Raw genomic sequence first — 20,809 nt, 5'->3', positions numbered from 1 at the left:
CTGGCTTCAGCTTGCCTCCCCCCCCGCGCGCATAAGCTCCTGATGGTGCCGGATCGCCTCCATCACATCCCGGTAGTAATACAGTTTACCATTTTCCAGAACCGCGCCCTCCGAGCACAGCCGCTGCACCTGGCCGAGCGCATGGCTGACGAGGATCGCCCCGGTGTGCTCCAGGCGCGCCCGGATCATCGCCTCCGACTTCTTCTTGAAGATCGCGTCGCCCACCGCCGTGATCTCGTCGATCAGGTAGGTGTCAAAGTGAATCCCCATCGAGGCGGCAAAGGCGAGGCGCGAGCGCATCCCGCTGGAGTAGGTCCGCACCGGCATGCCGAAGTGGCCGCCCAGCTCCGCGAACGCCTCCACGAAATCCACAAGCTCATCGGTATCCACGCCGTAGACCCGCCCGATGAACCGCACGTTCTGCAACCCGGTCAGCTCGGGGTGGAAGGATCCGGCAAACCCCACCGGCCAGGAGACCGTGCCCCTGATCCGCACCTCGCCCCAATCCGGCTCCATCGCGCCCGAGATCATCTTCAGCAGGCTCGATTTCCCGGCCCCGTTGCGGCCGAGGATCGCCACCGCCGTGCGCGGCGGAAAGGTGAGGGTCAGGTCATCGGCCACCACCTTGCGCTGGCCGCGCACGCTGTAGGACTTGCAGAGGTTGCGCAGCTCGATCATCGCCGGTCGCGCAGCGAGTAGTAGATCATCGTCAGCACCGTCCAGGCCGTGGCAAGGCCGCCGAAGAGCGTAAGCAAGATCACCCAGCGGCGCGGGTAGAGCGGCGTCTCGGGGGCGGCGGGCTCGATGTAGGTGGCCAGGTAGCGCGACTGGCGCTGTGCCTCGGCCACCGCCGCATCATAGGCGGCCAGCGTGGCCACGTAGGACTCCTCGGCAAACTTCTGGTCCACCGCCAGGGCCTCGTATTGCCCGATCAGCTCCGAGTAGGCCTCCTGCTCGGCGCTGGCGCTGCCCTCCGCCGAGAATCGCGCGCGCTCTTCGCTGATTCGCTGCCGGATCACCTCCACCCGCCGCTCGGCCTGCACCACGCGCGGGTCGTCGGGGCGGCTGTTCTGGCGCAGCAGGTCCAGCTCGATGAGCGCATCGGCCAGCTCCGCCTGCAAGGTGTTGAGCAGCCCCATCCGGCCCTGGATATCGGCCTCCGGGTCCACGATCTGATGGCTGGTCCGGAAGGCGGTCAGCGCCGCCCGCGCCGCCTTCAGCCGCGCCAGCGCCCTGTCCAGCTCGTCGCGGGCGTAGCGCGTGGCGTCGTCGCGCGCCACCGCGGAGAGCGCGTTGATCGTGCGGTCGGCCTCCTTGCGGACGGCCCGCGCGATAGCCAGCGACTCCTCGGGTGTGAAGGCCTTCACCCGGATCTCGATCAGGTGGCTCGAGCGGTCGAAATACACCTGCACCATGCGCGTCCAGTAGGCCGCCAGCGCCTCGATCCGCGTGTCCGGCCCCAGCGAGAACACCGGGTCGCCGGGGCGGGTGTAGGCCGCCACGAGATCCACCTCGCGCATCACCGCGCGCACCATGTTGGGGCTCTGGATGTATTCGAACAGGATATCGGTGTCATTGCCGGCCGACCCGCCGCCGAGATCGGCGATCCCGCCAAGGATCTCCACCGCGCTGCCCCTGTCCTCCTTGCGCACCGAAAACCCGAGGCTGCTGGCAAACTGATCCTCCGCGCGGGTGAACAGGTACCAGCCCGCGGCAGCCACCGGCGCCACGACCATGAGCAGGAGCGAGAGCAACAGCCCCCAGTGCCGCCGCCTCGCCCGCGCCGGCCGGGCCGCGGGCCGCTGGCGTGGCACCTGCACCTCCGCCGTCGGCGCCTTGGCCTCCACCGGGCGCAACGCCTGTGCCTGCATCTGCAAATCCCTTCTGGTTGCTGCCGCCATCAAGGGTTTGAGAACCCTTTGGCCTTAGAACCGGCTACAGGATGCCAGATGATATTTCGTTAACGCCCGCGCAGCCCCGCCCGCTGCTCCGCCCCGCCCGGTTCCGGACCGGGCGCGCCTTGGCGGCGCTCTTCATCCGCGAGATGTCCACCACCTATGGCCGCAACGCGATGGGCTACGCCTGGGCCGTGCTCGAGCCGGTCGCGGGCATCGCCCTGCTCTCGCTGGTGTTCTCGCTCGCCTTCCGCGCACCCTCGCTCGGCACCAACTTTCCGCTGTTCTACGCCTCCGGCCTGCTCCCCTTCCTCGCCTATCTCGACATCAGCCAGAAGGTCGCGCTCTCCCTGCGGTTCTCCCGCCAGCTGCTCTACTATCCCGGCGTCACCTACACCGATGCGCTCGGCGCGCGCTTCCTGCTCAATGCGGTCACGCAGCTCCTGGTGGCTATGATCCTGCTCTCCGGCATCATCCTCGCCTTCGATCTCGCGGTGATTCTCGACATCCCGCACCTGGCGCTCGGCTTCGCCCTCGCCACATGGCTGGCCCTCGGCGTCGGCACGCTCAATTGCTACCTGCTCTCGAGCTATCCCGCCTGGGAGCGGACCTGGGCAATTCTCAACCGCCCGCTCTTCATCGTCTCCTGCGTCTTCTTCGTGTTCGACGATGTGCCCCAACCCTACCAAGGCTGGCTCTGGTTCAACCCGCTGATCCACTGCATCGGCCTGTTGCGCGCGGGCATCTATGCCACCTATGACGCAGGCTATGTCTCCCTCGGCTACGTGATCGCCTGCGGCGGCGTGCCGCTCGCGCTCGGGCTCCTGTTCCTGCGCCGCCACCACCGCGACATCATCGAACGCGGCTGAAACCGCCCGACACTGACAGAATTTAAACCATTCGCCTTCATAACCCACCCGACTCGAGTGCCAGAACGCGGCACTGTCCCAGCGCAGAAGGGCCCCAACATGACGAGAGCACTCCCGGCCGCCGAGGCAAAGGCCCCCAGCCCCTCCCCCGCGCCGGAGATTGCCGTCATCCTTGCCGTGTTCCGCCCCGATCCGGCGCAGCTCGAGGCGCAGGTCGCCAGCCTCGCCGGCCAGATCCTGCGGCCCTCCCTCCTCGTCGCCGTCATCGCCGATCTCGAATCAGGCCCCCTCATGGCCCAGACTGCCGCCCGTCATGGGCTTCGCTGCGAGATCGTCACCCCCGACCGCGGGATGGATGCGCCCCGCGCCTTCGCCGCCGGTCTCGCCGCCGCCCTGCCGCTCACGGCACCGGGCAGCCTCATCGCCTTCTCCGATCAGGATGACACCTGGCACCCCGCCCGCCTCTCGCGCGGCGCGGCCCTTCTGGCCGATCCCGCCGTCAGCCTCGTTCATTCCAACGCCCGCGTGGTCGACAACGCGGGCAAGGTGCTGCACCCCTCGCTCTTCGCGCTGGAGCGCCGCCTGCCCGCGCCCGGCCTGCGCGACCTGCTCTACCGCAACACCGTCACCGGGATGACCATGCTGTTCCGGCGCGAGCTTGCCGAACTGTCTCTGCCCTTCCCGGGCCAGGCCGGGGTGCACTTCTACCACGACCTCTGGCTCGCCCTGCTGGCCACCGCCACGGGCCGCGTCGTCCGGATCGACGAGCCGCTGGTCGACTACCGCCAGCACGCGGGCAATGCGGTCGGCGCGGTCTCCCGCCGCCGTGACTGGCGCCTGCCCCGCCCGTCGCGCAAGGCGCTGCACCACTGGGCCCGCCGCAAAGCCACCAGCTACGCCCTCGCCCGCTACCTCGCCCGCTGCGTCCAGGCGCGGGTGTCCGAGGCCGTCATCGGGGCGCAGCTCGGGCCCGACAGGGCAGATACCTCCGCGCTCCGGCCCTACCTGCGGCGGCGCGGGCTGGGCCTGCCGCACCTAGCCGATTCGCTCCGCCTGCTGCTCACCGGCCACGCCGATCTCGCCCGCATCGCCGCCTCGCAGTTCATCATCACCGCCGGCCGCCTCGCCTGGTCGCTGCGCGAGGCCCTCGGCCCTGGCCTGCTCGCCGCGCTCTCGGCCTTCGACACCCGGCTCTACGGCCTCTCGCCCGGCATCGCCCCGCCCGAGATCGACAGCGCCGGCAACGCCGTCATCCGCGAGCTGGCCCTCGCGCCGCCACCGCCGCCCGCCCGCCGCGCCCGGCCCGCCGCCACCTTCATCGACGCCCGCAAGCAGCCCTCGTGGACGCCGCGCTTCGACGCGCCCGAATCGGCCATCGTTCTGCTTGTGCCCACGCTCAACCCCACCGAGGCCTTCGCCGGCATCGCCACCGCGATCGATATCGGCATCGGCCTCGCCGCCCGGGGCCACCGCATCCGCATGATCGCCACCGACCTGCCCATGGCCAACCCCGCCGCCTCCCGCGCCTTCGTGGAGGGCCGTGCGGCCGGGGCGCACCCCGGCGCGGCGGCCAGCATCACCCTGCACTGCGGCGTCACCGGCGACAGCTGCGGCCGCGACGGCCCCAAGATTTCGCAGCACCGGGGCGATGTCTTTCTCGCCACCGCATGGTGGACGGCCCATGTCGCCCAGTCCCTGATCCGAACCCACGCCCTGCACCACGCGCAGTTCCACTACCTGATCCAGGATTACGAGCCGCATTTCTACGCCTGGGGCACCACCTGCGCCGATGCCGAGGCCAGCTACGGCATGGACTACCGGCCGATCTTCAACACCACCCTTCTGCGCGACCATTTCGCCGGGCTGGGCCTCTGCGCGCCCGATGCGCTGGCCTTCCGGCCCTCCATCGAGATCTCGCGCTACGCGAGCGGGCACCGCGCGCCCTCGGCCGCGCCGCGCAGGCTCGCGCTCTACGGCCGCCCCGAGGTGGAGCGCAACATGTTCCCCATGGCAATCGAGGCCCTCGAGCGTTTCACCACCGCCGAGCACCTCGGCCCGGACGACGTCGAGCTGCTCTCGGTGGGCCTCACCCACGAGCCGGTCGAGTTTTCCACCGGTGCGCGGCTCACCAGCCTCGGCAAGCTCCCGTGGGAGGCCTATCCGGAGTTTCTCCTGGGCGTCGATCTCGGCCTTTCACTGATGTATTCGCCCCATCCGAGCCACCCGCCGATCGAGATGGCGGCCTCCGGCGTCCGGGTGGTCACCAACCGTTTCGGCGGCAAGGACCTCTCCCGGCTCTCTCCCGCGATCATCTCCGCCGAGCCCACGCCCGAGGCCCTCGCCGCTGCGCTCTGCCGCGCCTGGGTGGCCCCTCCGGTGACCAGGGCGATGCGCGAGATCGACCTCTCGCCGCTCGGACTTGCCATGCCCACCCTGATCGACCGGCTCTCCGCCGATCTCCACCCGCTCCTCAACAGAAGGGCCTCCGCCGCATGACCCGCTCCATCCTCCTCCACATCGGCATGCACAAATGCGGCTCGACCTACCTGCAGCAGGTTCTCCTGCGCAATCGCGCCGCGCTGGCGGCAGCCGGCATCGCCTACCCGCATGACGGCTCCGGCCACCCCGGCAATGCCGCCGGCATCGAGTCGGCCAGCGCCCGGCGGCTGGCCGCGCTCTTCGGCCCGCACGAGCGCCTCGCGCTGTCCTTCGAAGATCTCATCACCTCCGGCCCGCGCGCGCGCCCCTTTGCCCGCGCCGCCGCCGAGATTGGCGCCGAGGTCCACCTCATCGCCTTCATCCGCCCGTTCAGCGAGATCATCTTCGGCGACTATTCGCAGATGATGAAACAGCACCACCGCGCCTATATCGAGGCCGGCGCGGCCTATGGCGGCAAGGGGTTCGAGCAGTTCGTCGTGGCCCGCGCCCGGCAGATGACACCCCGCGGATGGCTGCGCGGCTGGCGCAACGTGCTGCCGCAGGCCCGCTTCACCCTCGCCAGCCACCGCGCGATCCGGGCCACGGTCGAGCCTCTGCTGGCCCCCGCCGCGCTCGACTGGGAGGTGCCCCGCCACCTCACCAACCCCTCGCTCCGCACCGAGGATTGCGACCGGATCGCCGCGATGATCGAGAGCGGCGCGGCCGGGGCGGGCCAGATCGTCGAGGCGGTCAAGACCGCCCTGCACCGCCCGAGCCAGCCCGACGCAGGCCGCACGCCCGAGCGCGTGGCCTGGATCGAGGCGGTGTTCGAGCACCACAATGCCGCGCTGCAGGAGGAGTTCGGCTACGACAACCGCCTGCCCGCACCGCGTGTGACCCCGTCGCACGGCACTGCCGAGCGCGTCGCCTGAGCGCGGCCCGCACCGCAGAGGCGCTCAGAACCGCCCGAGCAGGACCGAGAGCCACATCACCGAGCTGGCCAGCTGGGTCTGCCGGTGGATGCCGATCTCGCGCAGCATCCGCAACCGCGCCGCGAGCGGTTGCCGCCGCGCGAGGGCGAGCCGCCGCAGGCGGTGGCGGTTCTCCGGGGTAAAATGCCGCGCGCTGGCCTGAAGCGCCGCAAGGTTCACCTCCATCCAGCGCCGGTAAGTTCCGTCGAGCACGAGGCGCAATCGCCGCGCCCGTGCGCGCAGCCCGGTGTTGGCGCCGATCAGGTTGCCGCCGTGCTGCCGATAGAGCAGCCCGGGGGCATCGTCGTGCAGCACGAGGCCCCCCGCGCCGGTGATGAGCTGGTAGAGCCACCAGTCATGCACCACCACCTCGCCGGTCTCCTGCACCGCCGCATGCACCAGCCGGGTCGCGGCGGGGGTCAGGACGATGGTGTTGCCTCCGGCGATGTTCTGCACCAGCGCATTGGAAAAACTCGCCTGCCGGGGCCGCGCGGCGGAGAGGCGCGGGCTGCCGAGCGCATCGTCGGTCACCAGGCTCCGGCTGTGATACATCGCCACCCGGTTCCACGGCACGGTCTCCAGCCGCTCCAGCGCAGCGGCGAGCTTGTGCGGCAGCCACACGTCATCCTGGTCGCAGAAGGCCCAGAAGGTGCCCGCAGGCCCTTGCCGCATAAGGTGCAGAAAGTTGGCGGCCGAGCCCCTGTTGGGCCCGTCGACACGGAGGATCCTGTCCCGGATCGGATGCCGGTCGAGGATCTCCGAGGCGCCGTCCTCAGGGCCGTCCATGCTCACCACGAGGTGCCAGTTGCGGTGCGTCTGGGCGGCCAGGCTGTCGAGTTGCGCCTCGAGGTGGCGCGCGCCCCGGTGCACCGCCATCAGGATGGTCACCGCCTGGGCCCCGCGTGGCGCTCCAGGGCGGGCGGCCCGGTTGCGGCGGGTTCGGCTCATGTCGAGCATCAGGCGCGCTCCCGCAGGGTCAGGCCTAGCCCTCGCTCCTCATGCGCCCTCATCCGGGCCACCGCCCGGAACGCGCGGAGCATGCGGCCGATGGGGGCGTGCGGCCCGGCCACGCACCGCATCGCTCGCGGCACGCCCGTCCCACCCGGTGACACCGGCTCAACGCGCCGACAGCCGCCAGCCGTGGTCCGCGCTGTGCGGTGGCCGGGCCTTCGTCGCGGGTTCGGGCAGCATGGCGAGCAGGTAGGCGCCGTAGTCGTTCTTGGCGAAGAGCTTCGCGCGGTTGGCCAGCTGCTCCCAGTCGATCCAGCCCCGGCTGAAGGCGATCTCTTCCAGCGAGCCGGTCTGAAGCCCCTGGCGCTCTTCCAGCGTCCGCACGAAGTTGCCGGCGTCAAGCAGGCTGCCGTGGGTGCCGGTATCGAGCCAGGCATAGCCGCGGCCCATCGTCTTCACCTCCAGCAGGTCGTCTTCGAGGTAGCTCTCGAGCAGCGAGGTGATCTCGAGTTCGCCACGCTCCGAAGGACGCACCTCGCGGGCGCGCGCCGGGGCCGATCCGTCAAGAAAATAGAGCCCCGTCACCGCGTAGCTGGAGGGCGGCACGCGCGGCTTCTCCACCAGAGCGCGCGCCTTGCCCGCGGCGTCGAAATCCACCACGCCGTAGCGCTCCGGGTCCGCCACCCGGTAGCCGAACACCGTGCCGCCCGCGCGCCGTGCATCGGCCTCCGCCAGCAGCTCGGGCAGCCCGTGGCCGAAAAAGATGTTGTCGCCCAGAACCAGCGCCGAGGGCGCCCCCGCCAGAAAGGCCTCGGCGAGGATGAAGGCCTGGGCCAGCCCGTCCGGCGACGGCTGCGCGATGTAGGTGAACGAGAGCCCCCACTGGCTGCCGTCGCCGAGAAGCCGGCGGAACTGCTCGGCATCCTGCGGCGTGGTGATCACCGCGATCTCCCGGATGCCCGCCAGCATCAGCACCGAGATCGGATAGTAGATCATCGGCTTGTCGTAGATCGGCAGGAGCTGCTTGGAGATGCCCAGGGTGATCGGGTAGAGCCGCGAGCCGGTGCCCCCGGCCAGGATGATGCCCTTGCGTGTGGTCATGCGTGCCTCCTCATGCCGTCAGTCCGAGCCGCTGGCCGAGGCCCGCGCGGTCGCGCAGGGCCTGCCACCAGGCGGGGTTGTCGAGATACCAGGCCACTGTCCGGCGCAGGCCCTCTTCGAGCGTCACGCTCGGCCGCCAGCCCAGCTCGCCTGCGATCCGGCCCGGGTCGATGGCATAGCGCCGGTCGTGGCCGGGCCGGTCGGCGACAAGGCGGATCAGCTCCGCGCGGGGCCGCGCGGCCGGGCGGGCCTCGTCGACGAGCGCGCAGATCATGCGGACCAGGTCGATGTTGCGCCGTTCGTTCTCGCCGCCGATGTTGTAGCTCCGGCGCACCTTGCCGCGCCGGATCACCGTCAGCAGCGCCTCGGCGTGGTCCTCAACATAGAGCCAGTCGCGCAGGTTCTCGCCCGTGCCGTAGACCGGGATCTGCCGACCTTCCAGCGCGCTCAGGATCACCACCGGCACCAGCTTCTCGGGAAAGTGGAAGGGTCCGTAGTTGTTGGAGCAATTGGTCATCACCACCGGCAGCCCGTAGGTCTCGTGCCAGGCCCGCACGAGGTGGTCGGAGCCGGCCTTGGAGGCCGAATAGGGGCTGCGCGGGTCGTAGGGCGTGTCTTCGGTGAACAGCCCCTCGGCGCCCAGCGAGCCGAACACCTCGTCGGTGCTGACGTGATGAAACCGGAAGTCCTCCGGCCGGCCGCGCCCCTGCCAGTAGGCCCGCACGGCCTCGAGCAGGTGAAAGGTGCCCAGCACATTGGTCTCGACAAAGGCCGCAGGCCCGTCGATCGAGCGGTCCACGTGGCTCTCGGCGGCAAGATGCATGACCGCGTCGGGCCGGTATTGACCCAGTGCCCGGTCGAGCGCGGCGCGGTCGCGGATATCGGCCCGGACGAAGGCGTAGCGCGGATTCGAGGCCACGCTGGCGAGGTTGTCGAGGCAGGCGGCATAGGTCAGCGCATCGAGGTTCACCACCTCGTGGCCCTCTGCGATTGCCCGCCGTACCACTGCCGAGCCGATGAATCCGGCGCCACCCGTTACCAGCAGCTTCATGCCGCGTCCCTCCAGCCAAAGGGGCTTTCGAACCTGGCGAGCGGCGGTGCGGCGGCATCCTTCTCAGAGAGCACCGGCTCCGCGCCCCCGAGGCCCCAGTCGATCCCGATGTCGGGGTCGTTCCAGAGCAGGGCGCCCTCGGTTTCGGGCGCATAGGGGGACGAGCATTTGTAGACGATCTCCGTGTCGGGCGCGCGGGAGACGAAGCCGTGGGCAAAGCCCGCCGGGATCAGCAGTTGCACCCCGTTCGCCTCGGTCAGTTCGGCGCCATACCACCGACCCCAGGTCGGGCTGCCACGCCGGATGTCGACCGCCACGTCGAAGAGCGCACCACGCCCGCAGCGCACCAGCTTGGCCTGGGCCCAGGGCGGAGCCTGGAAGTGCAGGCCCCGCAGCGTGGCCGTGCGGCGCGACAGCGAGTGGTTGTCCTGCACGAAAACCGTCTCGACCCCGGCCTCCGCGAGCTTTCGGGCAGAGTAGGTCTCGGCGAAATAGCCGCGATGGTCGCCAAAGCGCTGCGGGGTGATCCGCAGCACGCCGGGGAGGGGAGTTGTCTCGATCTGCACCGTCTGCCTGTCCTTTCTCAGCCTGCCATCCGTTGCGGCGGGGCATCGGCCCGCTCGCCCATCTGCTTCAGCACCGCGGCAAGGCCGGCCCGCCAATCGGGCCGGGCAATGCCGAACACCGCCTCCGTGGCGGTGCAGTCCAGCCGCGAGTTCAGCGGGCGCAGGGCCGGGGTGGGGTAGGCCGCGCTCGGGATCGGCGTCACCGCGCAGGCAAGCCCGGCCTGGGCCAGGATCTCTTGCGCGAAGCCGGCCCAGCTCACGTCGGGCGTGCCGGAGAGGTGGTAGGTGCCGGTCTTGTCCGGCGCCGCCTTCAGCGCCCCGGCGATCGTGACGCAGGCGGCGGCAATCTCTGCCGCGGCGGTCGGGCCGCCGATCTGGTCATCGACCACGCCGAGGGAGTCGCGGTCCGCGGCCAGGCGCAGCATCGTCCGCACGAAGTTCGCGCCATGGGCCGAGAACACCCAGGAGGTGCGCAGGATCGCATGCACACCGCCTGCCGCCCGCACCGCCTGCTCGCCCGCCAGCTTGCTGCGGCCATAGCTGCCCAGCGGAGCCACCGGAGAGCCCACCCCGCGCGGTGTGTCGCCGCTTCCGTCGAAGACGTAGTCGCTGGAAACATGTACCAGCGGCAGGCCCCGCCTTGCGCAGGCCCGGGCAATCTCGCCGGGGGCCGCGCCGTTCACCGCGAGGGCCAGGGCGGGCTCCTCCTCGGCGCGGTCGACCGCCGTGTAGGCCGCGGCGTTGATCACCGCATCGGCCTCGCTCAGCGCCACGACTGCCGCGGCCTCGCCCGGTCGTGCCAGATCAGCCCGGCTGCGCGGCACGGTCTCCACTTGGATCCGCTCGCTCTCGAGCGCCAGGAGTTCGCGTGCCACCTGCCCGGTCTGCCCGAAGACCAGCAGCCTCATGCCGTCAGCCGCCATGGCTCGCCTCCCGCCAGCTCCTGCCGATACCAGTCCAGCGTGCATCTCAGCCCCTCGCGCAGACCGATCCGGGGGCTGAATCCCAGCTCCCGCCGGGCACGGGCGGTATCGGCGCAATGGTCCCTCAGCTCTCCGGCAAGACCGGGGCCATGCACCACCTCGACCCTGCGGCCCGGCGCCAGGTGCCGGAGCATCTGCACCAGCTCGTTGAGCGAGGTCGCCACGCCTGTGCCGAGCTGGTAGTGCCCCACCGCCCGGGTCTCGAGCGCCCCGGCGATTGCCTGGCAGATATCCTCGACATGGATGAAATCCCGCGTTTGCCGGCCGTCGCCGTTGAGCCGCAGAGGCTTGCCCTCCAGCACCCGCCGGCAGAACCGCGGTATCACCCCGTCGCTCCGATGCGAGAACGGGCCATAGACATTAGCCAGCCGCAGCGTCAGTACCGGCAGGCCCCAGGCATGGGCATAGGCCGCCAGAAGCGCCTCGGCCGCGAGCTTGGAGGCGGCATAGGGCGAGGTCGGGCCGCCGCCGTCCGGGCCATCCGCCGCAACTCCTCCGGTGGAGGCGAAGATCACATGCGTCTGCGGCGCATGCCGGCGCAGGTGATCGAGCAGCCGCAGGCTGCGCATCGCGTTGTTCTCGAAGGTGGCCAAAGGATCCGCCAGGCTCTCCTGCACCGAAACATCGGCGGCCAGGTGCACCACCGCATCGGCGTCCGCCGCCAGCTCCAGCGCCGCCGCATCGGTGAAACAGCCGGAATGGAAGGCGGCAAAGAGCCCGCGCTCGGCCTCCGGGGCGCCCCTGTGTCGGTCGACCCCCGTCAGCGCAGCGCCCCGCCCGGCAGCCCGCAGGTGATGCGCAAGGTTCAGCCCGATGAAGCCCCGCGCCCCGGTCATCACCACTCTCATGTCCTGCAATCCGGCATAGGTTCTCCATCGCCGCACCCTGGCGGCTCGTCTGAACCGGGATATACCGGGCGACTCTCTACAGAGGATTAACCACGCCCATGTTTCTGGCCGCTCAGACCCGCGCGGCCTTGGCGCGCAACCGGCGCAGCCGGGCACCGGGCAGAGGCATCAGCTTGCCCAGCGTGAGATAGAGAATGTAGAGGTCCAGCCCCAGGCTCTGGCGGCGTGTATAGAGCCTGTCCAGCGCCGCCTTCCGGGGGATGCAGCGGCGCACGTAGACGGCATGGGTCTCTTCCGCCGTCCGGCACGGCTTGAGGAGCATCTCCTCGTGGCTGTGGTAGAGAATTGTCGCCAGCCCGGTGATCCCGGGGCGGCTCCGAAGCACCTCGGCATAGAGCGCCGGAAACTGCTCCACGTATTGCCGGGCCGGCGGGCGCGGGCCGACAAAGCTCATGTCGCCGCGCAGCACGTTGACGAGCTGCGGCAGCTCGTCGAGCCGCATCCGGCGCAGCCTGCGCCCCAGCGCGGTGATCCGCCCGGCCTTGTCGCCGCCCGACACGCCGCGCTCCGGGCCCGCCAGCCGCATGGTGCGGAACTTGTACAGGTCGAAACCCGCGCCCGGTGCCTTCATCCGCTGCGAGACATAGATCGCGGGCCGCCCGTCGCGCAGGGCGACGAGGCCCCAGAGCACCGCCATGATCGGCAAGCCCGGCACCAGCAGCGCCAGCGCCAGGGCAATGTCGAACGCGCGCTTGGCCGTCACCGCCCGCCCCCGGCCGCACGGCCGGTCATCCCGCCGCGGCGACCCCGGCCTCGCTCTGGAGACCGGTTGCATCGGGGCGACCGACGCAGATGTAGGCCTCGAACCCGGCGGCGCGGGCATCCTCGGCGGAGTAGATGTTGCGCAGGTCGGCCATCTGGGCGGTGCGCATCTCGCCGGCCACGCGGGAGAGATCGAGCGCGCGGAACTCGTTCCACTCTGTCAGCAGCACCAGCACGTCGGCCCCCTTCGCTGCGGCATAGGGGTCGTCCTCCCAGGCCACGCCCGGCAGCAGCGCCTCGCCCTCGCGGCGTCCCTGCGGATCGACCAGGCGCACCTCGGCCCCACCGCCCACCAGCGCCGGAACGATGGTGAGAGACGGCGCCTCGCGCATGTCGTCGGTGTTGGGCTTGAAGGTCACGCCCAGCACCGCCACCACCTTGCCGTTGAACGAGCCGCCGCAAAGGTCCTTCAGCTTCTCGATCATCCGCCGCTTCATCTCCTCGTTCACGGCAATGACCGTCTCGGTGATCTGCAGCGGCACGGCAAAGTCCTGCCCGATCCGGGCCAGCGCCTTGGTATCCTTCGGAAAGCACGAGCCGCCATAGCCCGGCCCGGCGTGAAGAAACTTGTTGCCGATCCGGCCATCCAGCCCCATCCCCTTGGACACCGCCTTGATATCGGCCCCCACCCGCTCGCAGAGCATGGCGATCTCGTTGATGAAGGTGATCTTGGTGGCCAGAAAGGCATTGGCCGCGTATTTGATCGTCTCCGCGCTCTCCAGGTCGGTGTAGACGATGGGGAAGTCGCGCAGAAAGAGCGGGCGATAGATGTCGCCCATCACCTCGCGGGCGCGGTCGGTCTCCACGCCCACCACCACACGGTCGGGCCGCATGAAATCGTCGATCGCCGCGCCCTCGCGCAGGAACTCGGGGTTGGAGGCCACGTCGAAGCTGCCCTCCGCGCAGGTCCGGGCGATGATCTCGTAAACCTTGCGGTTGGTGCCCACCGGCACGGTGGACTTGGTCACCACCACGGTGAACCCGTCGAGCGCCTCGGCGATCTCCTCGGCGGCGGCAAAGACATAGCTCAGGTCGGCATGGCCGTCGCCGCGCCGGGTCGGCGTGCCCACGGCGATGAACACCGCATCGGCACCCGCCACGGCCGGGGCCAGCTTCTCGGTAAAGCTCAGCCGGCCGGCGGCCACGTTGCGTGCCATCAGCACGTCGAGGCCCGGCTCGTAGATCGGCACCTCGCCCCGCTTCAGCTGGGCCACCTTTTCGGGGTTCTTGTCGACGCAGACAACCTCATGCCCGAAATCCGAGAAACACACCCCCGAGACCAGGCCCACGTAGCCCGTGCCGATCATCGCAATCTTCATCGCCGCTCTTCCTTCTGCTCCGCCGCTTCGGGCGCCCCCTGAATGGCGGGAGCGGCGGGCAAAAGTCAACTTGTGCAACGGTGTTTCCGCATTGGCGCCTTATTCTGGCCAGATCAGGGCGGTTGTGTCGGATCCTGAGCAGAAGGTGGGGGCCTGATGCTTGAGGTAACCGATGCAGAAGGCACTCCGCCTGGCCCTTGGCGCCATGATCGCAGTGGCGAGCCTGTCCACCCACGCCGGCGCCTGCACCCGGGACACGGTGCCCGGTGCCGAGGCCACGATCGACCCGGCCCGGCTGAACCAGCCCCTGCTCGATGCCGCCATCGCCGCCGAGGTGAACTACCAGCGCTGCCGCCACGGGCTCACCGCCCTCTCCGGCGCGCCCGCCCTGCGCGACACCGCCCTCGGACACGCCGAGTGGATGGCCTCGACCGGCACGCTCAGCCACACCTCCTCGCGCCCCGGGCGCGCAACCGTGAAGGCGCGCATCCTCGCCTCCGGCCTGCGCGTGCGCCGCGGCTCCGAGAACATCGCCCGCGTGGCGCTCTACAAGGTCGAGGGGCGCACCGGCTACCGCATCGCCGATGCCGCCGCCTGCGCCTTCACCACCCCCGCCGGCCAGCCCATCGGGCGGCACAGCTACGGCTCCGTTGCCGGCTACACCGTGGGCCTCTGGATGGCCTCGCCCGACCACCGGGTGAACATCCTCGCCGGCAAGTACCGGATGGCCGCCACCGCTATGGCCGTCGATCCCACCGGTCGGGCCTGCGGCTCGCTCTTCATCGCCCAGAACTTCGCGGGCTGACCCGTCAGGCGTAATGCCTGTCGTACCAGGCCACGAAGGCCCGCACGCCCGCGTCGAGGCTGGTCTGCGGCATCTCGCCCACCAGCGCGGTGAGCAGCCCGGTGTCGGCCCATGTGGCCGGCACGTCGCCCGGCTGCATCTCCATCATGTTCTTCTGCGCGGGCTCGCCCAGCGCCGCCTCGATCGCCGCGATGAAGTCGCCCAGCTCCACCGGCGCCGCGTTGCCGATGTTCACCACCCGCCAGGGCGCTACCGGAGAGAGGCTGTCGGCCCCGCCCACCGGCGCGCCGCGCTCGGGCGGCACGTCCACCAGCCGCCGGATGCCCTCCACCAGGTCGTCGATATAGGTGAAGTCTCGGCGCATCTTGCCGTGGTTGTACACGTCGATCGGCTCCCCCGCCCGGATCGCCTTCACGAACTTGAAGAGCGCCATGTCCGGCCGCCCCCAGGGGCCGTAGACCGTGAAGAACCGGAACATCGTCGCCGGCAGCCCGTAGAGATGGGCATAGCTGTGCGCCATCGCCTCGTTGGCGGCCTTGGTCGCGGCGTAAAAACTCATCTGATGCGCCACCCGGTCGGTCTCGGCATAGGGCATCTTCTCGTTCGCGCCATACACGCTCGAGGTCGAGGCCATCAGCAGATGCGTGGGCGGATGGGCGCGGGCCGCCTCCAGCAGGCGGAAGGTGCCGATCAGGTTGGCCTCCACGTAGCTCTCCGGCGCCTCGATGGAGTAGCGCACCCCCGCCTGGGCGGCGAGGTGGATCACCACCTCGGGCGCGTGCTCCGCCATGAGTGCCTCCAGCCGCCCCGGCTCCTCCAGCCGCGCCTCCACGGCGCTGAACCCTTCGGATTGCATCAACCGCTGGTGCCGCCGCTGCTTCAGCGTCACGTCGTAGTAATCGGTCATGGCGTCCAGCCCGATGACCCTGAAGCCATCGTCCAGCAACCGCCGCGCCACATGCGACCCGATGAACCCGGCGGAGCCGGTGACCAAGGCGGTGCGCGTCATGAACTGTCTCCCTTGTTCCAGCAATCGCCCGGCACCCGCCACACCTGCTGCGGCCTGCGGCGAAAGGCGCCCTCCGCCGGTGCGATCGGCGCCAGGGCCTCGGCCCCGTCGCAGCCGGGGGCGGCCATGCGGCGGGTGACATAAAGCACCGGCTCCGCACCGCCCGCAAAGGCGTGGGACTGCACGTAATGGTTGGGCGGCCGCCCGGCCTCGGGGCGGGCATGGGCCTCGATTCCGATCAGCTTGCCGGCCACGCCCTCGCCGCGAATGCGGTAGAAGAGATCGGCCAGCACGTCGCGGTCGTCGGCCACCACCGTCGTCACCCCGGCCTCCTGCGCCCGCGCCGCGATGGCCGCGCTCATCTCCACCCGGCCCAGGTAGCGCTCCATCAGCAGCGGCCCCTCGCCGATGCGCAGCACCGGCGCAAACACCGTCGCTCCCACCAGCACCATGGCAAAGCCGGTGCCCAGCGCCAGGCTCGCCGCCATCGCCAACCGCCCCCAGCGGCGCACCACGATGACCGCCACGATGGTGCCCGCCAGATAGGTCGCCGCCGCCCAGTTGGCATAGGCCTCCGCCAGCAGGGCCTGCCCGCAGACCAGCGCGAGGATCGGCAGGGAGAACCACAGCAGCATCGGCCTGCGCCGGGTTGCCGCGCCCCAGAGCAGCCCCGCCAGGAGCACTGGCCCGAAGACCACGACCTGGCTGCCCGCGAAGGCGCCCAGGGAGGCCCAGTTGAGCCCTGCCCGCCCGCCGGGGTCACGCACCCAATCTGCGTTGTCCATCGTGTGCTCGAGGGTCGAGAGCCCGTTCTGGATGTTCCAGATCACGTTGGGCGAGATCACCACCAACAGCGCCAGCAGCGCCAGCCCCGCATCGCTCCACCGCACCCGTGCGCGCGGCACGAAGAGCGCCGCCAGCGCCGCGCAGAGCAGGTAGTAGGCCCCTGCGTATTTGCTCATCACCGCCAGCCCCACCAGCGCCCCCGCCAGCAGCGCCGCGCCCCGGCTCCGCTCCCGGATCACCCGCACCCAGGCCCAGAGCGCCCCGGCAAGGAACGGAAACATCACCGTGTCGGTGCTGATGAGAAAGCTGCCCACGGCGACGAGCGGCAGGGTGATGTAGCTGGCCGCCACCAGCACGGCAATCCTGCGTCCCGCCAGCTCCGCCGCGAGCCCCGCGAGCAGCAGCGCCGTGATCCCGTGCAGCACCGCGGCAGGCGCCCGGAGCCAGAAGGCACTGTCACTGCCGGCGATGTCGGTGACCGCCCGCAGCAGCCAGCCGATCATCGGAGGCTTGGAGTAGTAGCCGAAGGCCAGCTCCTGCCCCCAGAGCCAGTATTGCGCCTCGTCGACGAAGACCTCGGCGCGCGCGAAGGGCAGCAGCGCGAGGCGAAACACCACCAGAGCCGCCACCACCGCAAAGGATGGGCCGAACCAGCCGGCGCCCTCAGGCTTCGCGCTTGCTGACATGGATCAGGTAGAGGTTGCGCAGGTAGATGAAGAGCCCCATCGCCTGCCCCAGCACGAACACCGGATCCTTCCGGTACAGCGCATAGGCCAGCAGGATCAACCCGCCGAAGATCGAGAAATACCAGAAGGCCAGCGGCACCACCGAGCGCCGCGCGCGCTCGCTGGCGATCCACTGCACCAGGAAGCGGGCGGTGAACATCAGCTGCCCGCCCAGCCCGATGATGACCCACCAGAACTCCACCCAGGTGTCGACATGCAGCACGCCAAAGAGCCACTCAGCCATCCGGCGTTACCTCCGGAGTCACCTCGGTCGGGCTCTGGGTCTTGCGCCGCTTGATGAGCCAGGCCACGCCGATCAGGTCGTATATGCCCACCAGCGCGCGGCCGAGGTTGTTGTACTTGCTGCGGCCCGCAGCCCGCTCGGCATGGGTCACATCCACATGCGCCACCTCCCAGCCGTCGCGCCGCATCAGCGCGGGCAGGTAGCGGTGCATGTGGTTGAAGAAGGGCAGGGCCAGGAAGGCATCGCGGCGAAAGCCCTTGAGGCCGCAGCCGGTGTCTCGCGTGCCGTCCTTCAGGATGCGGGCGCGCAGCCCGTTGGCAAACTTGCTCGCCCAGCGTTTCGAGGCCGTGTCCTGCCGGTCCACGCGCTGCCCGGCCACCAGCCCGAGCCGCCCGGTGGTGTCGGCCAGCAACGGGCCGTAGAGCTTGGGCAGCTCCTCCGGCGGGTTCTGGCCGTCGCCATCCAGCGTCACGCAAACCGCCGCCCGCGCCGCCCCCACGCCCGAATGCACCGCGGCGCTCTGCCCCGCGGGCCGGGGATGCTGCAGCACGCGGATTCGCCTGTCGCCCTGCGCCAGCTTCACCAGCTCCGCGCCTGTCGCGTCACTCGAGCCATCGTTCACCGCAACGATCTCGAAGGTCACATCCGCGCAGGCCGCCACGATCCGCCCGATCAGCGGTGCAGCGTTCTCCGCCTCGTTCATCATCGGGATGACCACCGATACCTGCGGGTCCGACATCTCAGCTCCGCTTCAGCGTGTCGCCCAGGGCCAGCACGGGCTCCAGTTCGATCCGCGTGCCGCCACCTTCGCCGGCCAGATCGCCGCTCGCCGTGCGCTCGGCGATGATCCGCGCCGCCGCCTCGCCGATCTCGCGCCGGCAGGCATCCATGGTCGCCAGCTTCTTGGGAAATGCCGCCAGCATCTCCAGCGCGTTGAACCCGGCAAGCCCGATACGCCCGGGCACGTCAATGCCCTCGGTGAGACAGTGCAGCATCCCGCCCGCGCCGATCATGTCATTGGAATAGTAGATGAAATCCAGATCAGGCGTGCGCTCCAGCATGGTCGCCGTCATCTCGCGGCCCTTGGCCAGGCCGCTGCCGCCCGCGTAGAACTCCCGGTCCCGCACCTCGAGTCCGGCCTTGGCCAGCGCCGCGGTGAACCCCTCGAACCGCTTCCGCGCCCGGTGATCGAGCGGCATCTTTGTGCCGGCGAACCCGATGTTGCGATACCCCGCCCCGGCGATCGCCTCGGCCATCATCCGCCCGGCGCGACGATGGGAAATGCCCACCATGGAGTCGATCGGCTCGCCGTCCACATCCATGATCTCCACCACCGGGCAGCCCGCGTTGGAGAGCATCGCCCGCGCCGCCTCGGTATGCTCCAGCCCGGCTACGATCACGCCCGAGGGCCGCCAGGAGAGCATCTCGTAAAGCACCTTCTCGGCGCGCTCGGGCTTGTAATGGGTCACACCCACGACCGGCTGCAAGTCGGTGCTGTCGAGCACCGAGCCGATCCCCATCAACACCTCGGGAAAGACCATGTTGCTGAACGAGGGGATCACCACCGCCACCAAGTTCACCCGGCTGGAGGCCAGCGCCCCCGCGATCTTGTTGGGTACGTAACCCAGCCGCTTGGCGGCGGCCAGCACCCGCTCCCGCGTGGCTTGGCTCACGTCGCCCCGGTTGCGCAGCACGCGGCTCACCGTCATCTCGCTGACGCCAGAGGCCTCCGACACGTCTCTCAGTGTCAGCGGGCGGCGCGGCGGAATGGGCTTCGGGGCGTCCTGGTTCAACGGAACGGGCCTTTCTAGGGGTCTTCCCCCCTGCTTACCGCCTATTCCCCGCCTGTCCAAGCGGTTGCACCCTTGCGTGAGGGGGGCGCTGGCCGCAGGTGCTACAGCTCGATGTCCGGCAGGCTGTCGAGCGCGGCGTTCAGGGCCTCGCCCCAGCCGTTGGAGATGCGCTGGAAATCGGCGTCATTCGCCTCGATCCGGCTCTTGTAGCCCAGCACCAGGCTGCCTTCCTCGTAGAACTGCAGGTCGAGCGGCAGGCCCACCGTGAGGTTGGCCTTGATCGTCGAGTCGAAGCTCACCATCAGCAGCTTCACGGCATCGGCAAAGCTCATGTCGGGGCGATAGGCGCGCACCAGGATCGGGCGGCCATACTTGGTTTCGCCGATCTGGAAGAACGGCGTATCGTCGCCCGCCTCGATGAAATTGCCCTCCGGGTAGATCAGAAACAGCCGGGGCGCGGTGCCGTCGATCTGTCCGCCGAGGATCAGCGTGGCGTTGAACGCGCTGGAGGCCTGCATGCCGGCGCTGTCATGCTCGGCGATCACGTCCTTCAGCACCTTGGCCACCATCCGCGCGACCTGAAACATGCTGGGCGCTTCCAGCAGCGAGGGGCTGCGCTCGCCCGGCGCCTTGGTGCGCTCCTCCAGGATCGACACCACCGCCTGCGTGGTGGCGAGGTTGCCCGCGCTCATCAGGGTGATGACCCGGTCGCCCGGCACCTCCCAGCTGTGCATCTTCTTGAAAATGCTGATGTTGTCGACGCCCGCATTGGTGCGGGTGTCCGACATGAAGACGAGCCCGCGATCGAGCCTCATTCCCACGCAATAGGTCATCTTACTGTTCCTGGCCGCCCATCTGTTGCGCCACCTCGATGGCGACCGACAGAGATTCCTCCTCGCCGCCGGTTCGGGTGCCAGTTACCGGCGCGGCATCGGCATAGTCCAGCCCTGTCGCAACGCGAACGTAGCGGGTATCGGGCGACTGGTCGTTGGAAACATCGAATCCGACCCAGCCCAGCGCGTCCACATGCACCTCGGCCCAGCCATGCATGGCGTCCTGGCTCTCGCGGTCGTCGAGCATCAGGTAGCCCGACACGTAGCGCGCCGGATGGCCCAGCACGCGGGCGACGGAGATGAACACATGGGCCTGGTCCGAGCACACGCCCTTGCCGGCATCCAGCACCTTCTCGGCGCTCCAGTCCGGCTTCGAAGTGCCCTGGGTGTAGGCCACCGCCTTGCCCACGGCGCTCATCAGCGCATGCATCTGGTCCAGCGTATCGCGGCCCTGAAGGCTCCGGGCCAGCTCGCGCACATGCGGGCCGGGCTTGGTCTGCGCGGTCTGCCGGTCGAACAGCCAGAGCGGGGTCAGGCCGCAATGCGGGCCGATCACGCCGTTGTTCTCCTCGACCTCCACCTCGCCCTCGCTGCGCAGCATCAGCTCGGTCTCGCCCGGCGCGATGCTGATCAGCTCCACCGTGTTGCGATGCTGGTCCTCGTATTGCACTTCCTTCTGGCCGCCGGTCACCGAGGTCGTCCAGTTCACCACCCTCTGGTTGCGATAGGACTTCGGCAGCTTGCGCATCTGCTGCAAACCGTAGCGCACCGGCTCCGAAAAGCTGTAGCGGGTTTCGTGGGCAATCGTCAGGCGCATTGT

21 protein-coding genes are annotated in these 20,809 nt (G+C 69.7%); 4 read left to right on the top strand and 17 right to left on the bottom strand.

Annotated elements, in window-relative coordinates:
• Positions 1-6: 6 nt before the first annotated feature.
• Together BUR94_RS17395 and BUR94_RS17390 are read right to left on the bottom strand one after the other, a co-directional pair.
• Complete coding sequence (locus BUR94_RS17395; RefSeq protein WP_074257423.1) at positions 7-678, bottom strand: ABC transporter ATP-binding protein; 672 nt, start codon at positions 676-678, stop codon at positions 7-9.
• Positions 675-1,871, bottom strand: coding sequence for a KpsE/RkpR family capsule polysaccharide export protein (locus tag BUR94_RS17390; RefSeq protein WP_245794518.1), 1,197 nt, complete (start codon positions 1,869-1,871; stop codon positions 675-677). Before BUR94_RS17390 ends, BUR94_RS17395 begins: the two co-directional genes overlap by 4 nt.
• 71 nt (positions 1,872-1,942) lie before the next feature.
• Between BUR94_RS17390 and BUR94_RS17385 the strand changes: the two genes are divergently transcribed.
• From BUR94_RS17385 to BUR94_RS17375, 3 genes are all read left to right on the top strand, one after another.
• Positions 1,943-2,764, top strand: a complete 822-nt coding sequence (locus BUR94_RS17385; protein ID WP_074257422.1) for an ABC transporter permease — start codon at positions 1,943-1,945, stop codon at positions 2,762-2,764.
• A gap of 99 nt (positions 2,765-2,863) precedes the next feature.
• On the top strand, positions 2,864-5,260 hold the full coding sequence (locus tag BUR94_RS17380) for a rhamnosyltransferase WsaF family glycosyltransferase (RefSeq protein WP_139301304.1): 2,397 nt from the start codon (positions 2,864-2,866) through the stop codon (positions 5,258-5,260).
• The gene (locus tag BUR94_RS17375; protein WP_074257421.1) at positions 5,257-6,114 is read left to right on the top strand and encodes a hypothetical protein; all 858 of its coding nucleotides are present in this window, start codon (positions 5,257-5,259) and stop codon (positions 6,112-6,114) included. The genes BUR94_RS17380 and BUR94_RS17375 overlap by 4 nt, the downstream gene beginning before the upstream one ends.
• Positions 6,115-6,138: 24 nt before the next feature.
• Here BUR94_RS17375 and BUR94_RS17370 read toward each other — a convergent pair whose 3' ends face one another.
• The 8 genes from BUR94_RS17370 to BUR94_RS17335 form a co-directional block, all read right to left on the bottom strand.
• Complete coding sequence (locus BUR94_RS17370) at positions 6,139-7,101, bottom strand: glycosyltransferase (protein WP_074257786.1); 963 nt, start codon at positions 7,099-7,101, stop codon at positions 6,139-6,141.
• A gap of 168 nt (positions 7,102-7,269) precedes the next feature.
• Positions 7,270-8,205 (bottom strand): glucose-1-phosphate thymidylyltransferase RfbA, encoded by a 936-nt coding sequence (gene rfbA / locus BUR94_RS17365; RefSeq protein ID WP_084193082.1) that lies wholly within the window; start codon positions 8,203-8,205, stop codon positions 7,270-7,272.
• A gap of 10 nt (positions 8,206-8,215) precedes the next feature.
• Entirely contained in the window at positions 8,216-9,256 is a 1,041-nt protein-coding gene (gene rfbB, locus BUR94_RS17360) for a dTDP-glucose 4,6-dehydratase (protein ID WP_074257420.1), read from the bottom strand.
• Positions 9,253-9,822 carry a dTDP-4-dehydrorhamnose 3,5-epimerase gene (gene rfbC / locus BUR94_RS17355; RefSeq protein ID WP_074257419.1) on the bottom strand — a complete coding sequence of 190 codons (570 nt, stop codon included), beginning with the start codon at positions 9,820-9,822 and terminating at the stop codon, positions 9,253-9,255. The genes rfbB and rfbC overlap by 4 nt, the downstream gene beginning before the upstream one ends.
• A gap of 17 nt (positions 9,823-9,839) precedes the next feature.
• Positions 9,840-10,745, bottom strand: a complete 906-nt coding sequence (gene rfbD / locus BUR94_RS17350; protein ID WP_245794516.1) for a dTDP-4-dehydrorhamnose reductase — start codon at positions 10,743-10,745, stop codon at positions 9,840-9,842.
• On the bottom strand, positions 10,727-11,653 hold the full coding sequence (locus tag BUR94_RS17345; RefSeq protein ID WP_074257418.1) for an NAD-dependent epimerase/dehydratase family protein: 927 nt from the start codon (positions 11,651-11,653) through the stop codon (positions 10,727-10,729). Before BUR94_RS17345 ends, rfbD begins: the two co-directional genes overlap by 19 nt.
• Before the next feature lie 112 nt (positions 11,654-11,765).
• Positions 11,766-12,416, bottom strand: a complete 651-nt coding sequence (locus BUR94_RS17340; protein WP_074257417.1) for a sugar transferase — start codon at positions 12,414-12,416, stop codon at positions 11,766-11,768.
• A gap of 25 nt (positions 12,417-12,441) precedes the next feature.
• A complete protein-coding gene (locus tag BUR94_RS17335) occupies positions 12,442-13,794 on the bottom strand; it encodes a UDP-glucose dehydrogenase family protein (RefSeq protein WP_074257416.1) in 1,353 nt (450 codons plus the stop codon).
• 172 nt (positions 13,795-13,966) lie between these two features.
• Here BUR94_RS17335 and BUR94_RS17330 point away from each other — a divergent pair, with 172 nt between their 5' ends.
• A complete protein-coding gene (locus tag BUR94_RS17330) occupies positions 13,967-14,599 on the top strand; it encodes a CAP domain-containing protein (protein WP_074257415.1) in 633 nt (210 codons plus the stop codon).
• A gap of 4 nt (positions 14,600-14,603) precedes the next feature.
• Here the strand turns inward: BUR94_RS17330 and BUR94_RS17325 are convergent, their stop codons facing one another.
• The 7 genes from BUR94_RS17325 to BUR94_RS17295 all read right to left on the bottom strand — a co-directional run bounded on the left by BUR94_RS17325 (position 14,604) and on the right by BUR94_RS17295 (position 20,806).
• Entirely contained in the window at positions 14,604-15,608 is a 1,005-nt protein-coding gene (locus BUR94_RS17325) for an SDR family NAD(P)-dependent oxidoreductase (RefSeq protein WP_074257414.1), read from the bottom strand.
• Positions 15,605-17,080, bottom strand: coding sequence for an ArnT family glycosyltransferase (locus BUR94_RS17320; protein ID WP_084193080.1), 1,476 nt, complete (start codon positions 17,078-17,080; stop codon positions 15,605-15,607). The genes BUR94_RS17325 and BUR94_RS17320 overlap by 4 nt, the downstream gene beginning before the upstream one ends.
• Positions 17,058-17,363: a lipid-A-disaccharide synthase N-terminal domain-containing protein gene (locus tag BUR94_RS17315; RefSeq protein ID WP_074257412.1), complete on the bottom strand. Its 306-nt coding sequence runs from the start codon at positions 17,361-17,363 to the stop codon at positions 17,058-17,060. Before BUR94_RS17315 ends, BUR94_RS17320 begins: the two co-directional genes overlap by 23 nt.
• On the bottom strand, positions 17,356-18,102 hold the full coding sequence (locus tag BUR94_RS17310) for a glycosyltransferase family 2 protein (RefSeq protein WP_074257411.1): 747 nt from the start codon (positions 18,100-18,102) through the stop codon (positions 17,356-17,358). Before BUR94_RS17310 ends, BUR94_RS17315 begins: the two co-directional genes overlap by 8 nt.
• Position 18,103: 1 nt before the next feature.
• A complete protein-coding gene (locus BUR94_RS17305; protein WP_074257410.1) occupies positions 18,104-19,156 on the bottom strand; it encodes a LacI family DNA-binding transcriptional regulator in 1,053 nt (350 codons plus the stop codon).
• Positions 19,157-19,257: 101 nt separating this feature from the next.
• Complete coding sequence (locus tag BUR94_RS17300; RefSeq protein WP_074257409.1) at positions 19,258-19,989, bottom strand: proteasome-type protease; 732 nt, start codon at positions 19,987-19,989, stop codon at positions 19,258-19,260.
• Between the two features lies 1 nt (position 19,990).
• The gene (locus BUR94_RS17295; RefSeq protein WP_074257408.1) at positions 19,991-20,806 is read right to left on the bottom strand and encodes a transglutaminase family protein; all 816 of its coding nucleotides are present in this window, start codon (positions 20,804-20,806) and stop codon (positions 19,991-19,993) included.
• Between the last annotated feature and the right edge of the window lie 3 nt (positions 20,807-20,809).

Origin of the sequence: Vannielia litorea, from assembly GCF_900142295.1 — a bacterium.
Taxonomy (GTDB): Bacteria; Pseudomonadota; Alphaproteobacteria; order Rhodobacterales; family Rhodobacteraceae; genus Vannielia; species Vannielia litorea.
This window is presented reverse-complemented; position numbering and strand designations above follow the sequence as displayed.

What these genes read in the sequence shown, in the direction of transcription:
- BUR94_RS17380 (WP_139301304.1), top strand. Translation starts at nt 2,864, where the DNA reads ATGACGAGAGCACTCCCGGCCGCCGAGGCAAAGGCCCCCAGCCCCTCC.
- BUR94_RS17370 (WP_074257786.1), bottom strand. Translation starts at nt 7,101, where the DNA reads ATGAGCCGAACCCGCCGCAACCGGGCCGCCCGCCCTGGAGCGCCACGC.
- BUR94_RS17310 (WP_074257411.1), bottom strand. Translation starts at nt 18,102, where the DNA reads ATGTCGGACCCGCAGGTATCGGTGGTCATCCCGATGATGAACGAGGCG.
- BUR94_RS17385 (WP_074257422.1), top strand. Translation starts at nt 1,943, where the DNA reads ATGCCAGATGATATTTCGTTAACGCCCGCGCAGCCCCGCCCGCTGCTC.
- BUR94_RS17295 (WP_074257408.1), bottom strand. Translation starts at nt 20,806, where the DNA reads ATGCGCCTGACGATTGCCCACGAAACCCGCTACAGCTTTTCGGAGCCG.
- BUR94_RS17300 (WP_074257409.1), bottom strand. Translation starts at nt 19,989, where the DNA reads ATGACCTATTGCGTGGGAATGAGGCTCGATCGCGGGCTCGTCTTCATG.
- rfbD (WP_245794516.1), bottom strand. Translation starts at nt 10,745, where the DNA reads ATGGCGGCTGACGGCATGAGGCTGCTGGTCTTCGGGCAGACCGGGCAG.
- BUR94_RS17390 (WP_245794518.1), bottom strand. Translation starts at nt 1,871, where the DNA reads ATGCAGGCACAGGCGTTGCGCCCGGTGGAGGCCAAGGCGCCGACGGCG.
- BUR94_RS17320 (WP_084193080.1), bottom strand. Translation starts at nt 17,080, where the DNA reads ATGTCAGCAAGCGCGAAGCCTGAGGGCGCCGGCTGGTTCGGCCCATCC.
- BUR94_RS17315 (WP_074257412.1), bottom strand. Translation starts at nt 17,363, where the DNA reads ATGGCTGAGTGGCTCTTTGGCGTGCTGCATGTCGACACCTGGGTGGAG.
- BUR94_RS17395 (WP_074257423.1), bottom strand. Translation starts at nt 678, where the DNA reads ATGATCGAGCTGCGCAACCTCTGCAAGTCCTACAGCGTGCGCGGCCAG.
- rfbA (WP_084193082.1), bottom strand. Translation starts at nt 8,205, where the DNA reads ATGACCACACGCAAGGGCATCATCCTGGCCGGGGGCACCGGCTCGCGG.
- BUR94_RS17330 (WP_074257415.1), top strand. Translation starts at nt 13,967, where the DNA reads ATGCAGAAGGCACTCCGCCTGGCCCTTGGCGCCATGATCGCAGTGGCG.
- rfbB (WP_074257420.1), bottom strand. Translation starts at nt 9,256, where the DNA reads ATGAAGCTGCTGGTAACGGGTGGCGCCGGATTCATCGGCTCGGCAGTG.
- BUR94_RS17345 (WP_074257418.1), bottom strand. Translation starts at nt 11,653, where the DNA reads ATGAGAGTGGTGATGACCGGGGCGCGGGGCTTCATCGGGCTGAACCTT.
- BUR94_RS17335 (WP_074257416.1), bottom strand. Translation starts at nt 13,794, where the DNA reads ATGAAGATTGCGATGATCGGCACGGGCTACGTGGGCCTGGTCTCGGGG.
- BUR94_RS17325 (WP_074257414.1), bottom strand. Translation starts at nt 15,608, where the DNA reads ATGACGCGCACCGCCTTGGTCACCGGCTCCGCCGGGTTCATCGGGTCG.
- BUR94_RS17375 (WP_074257421.1), top strand. Translation starts at nt 5,257, where the DNA reads ATGACCCGCTCCATCCTCCTCCACATCGGCATGCACAAATGCGGCTCG.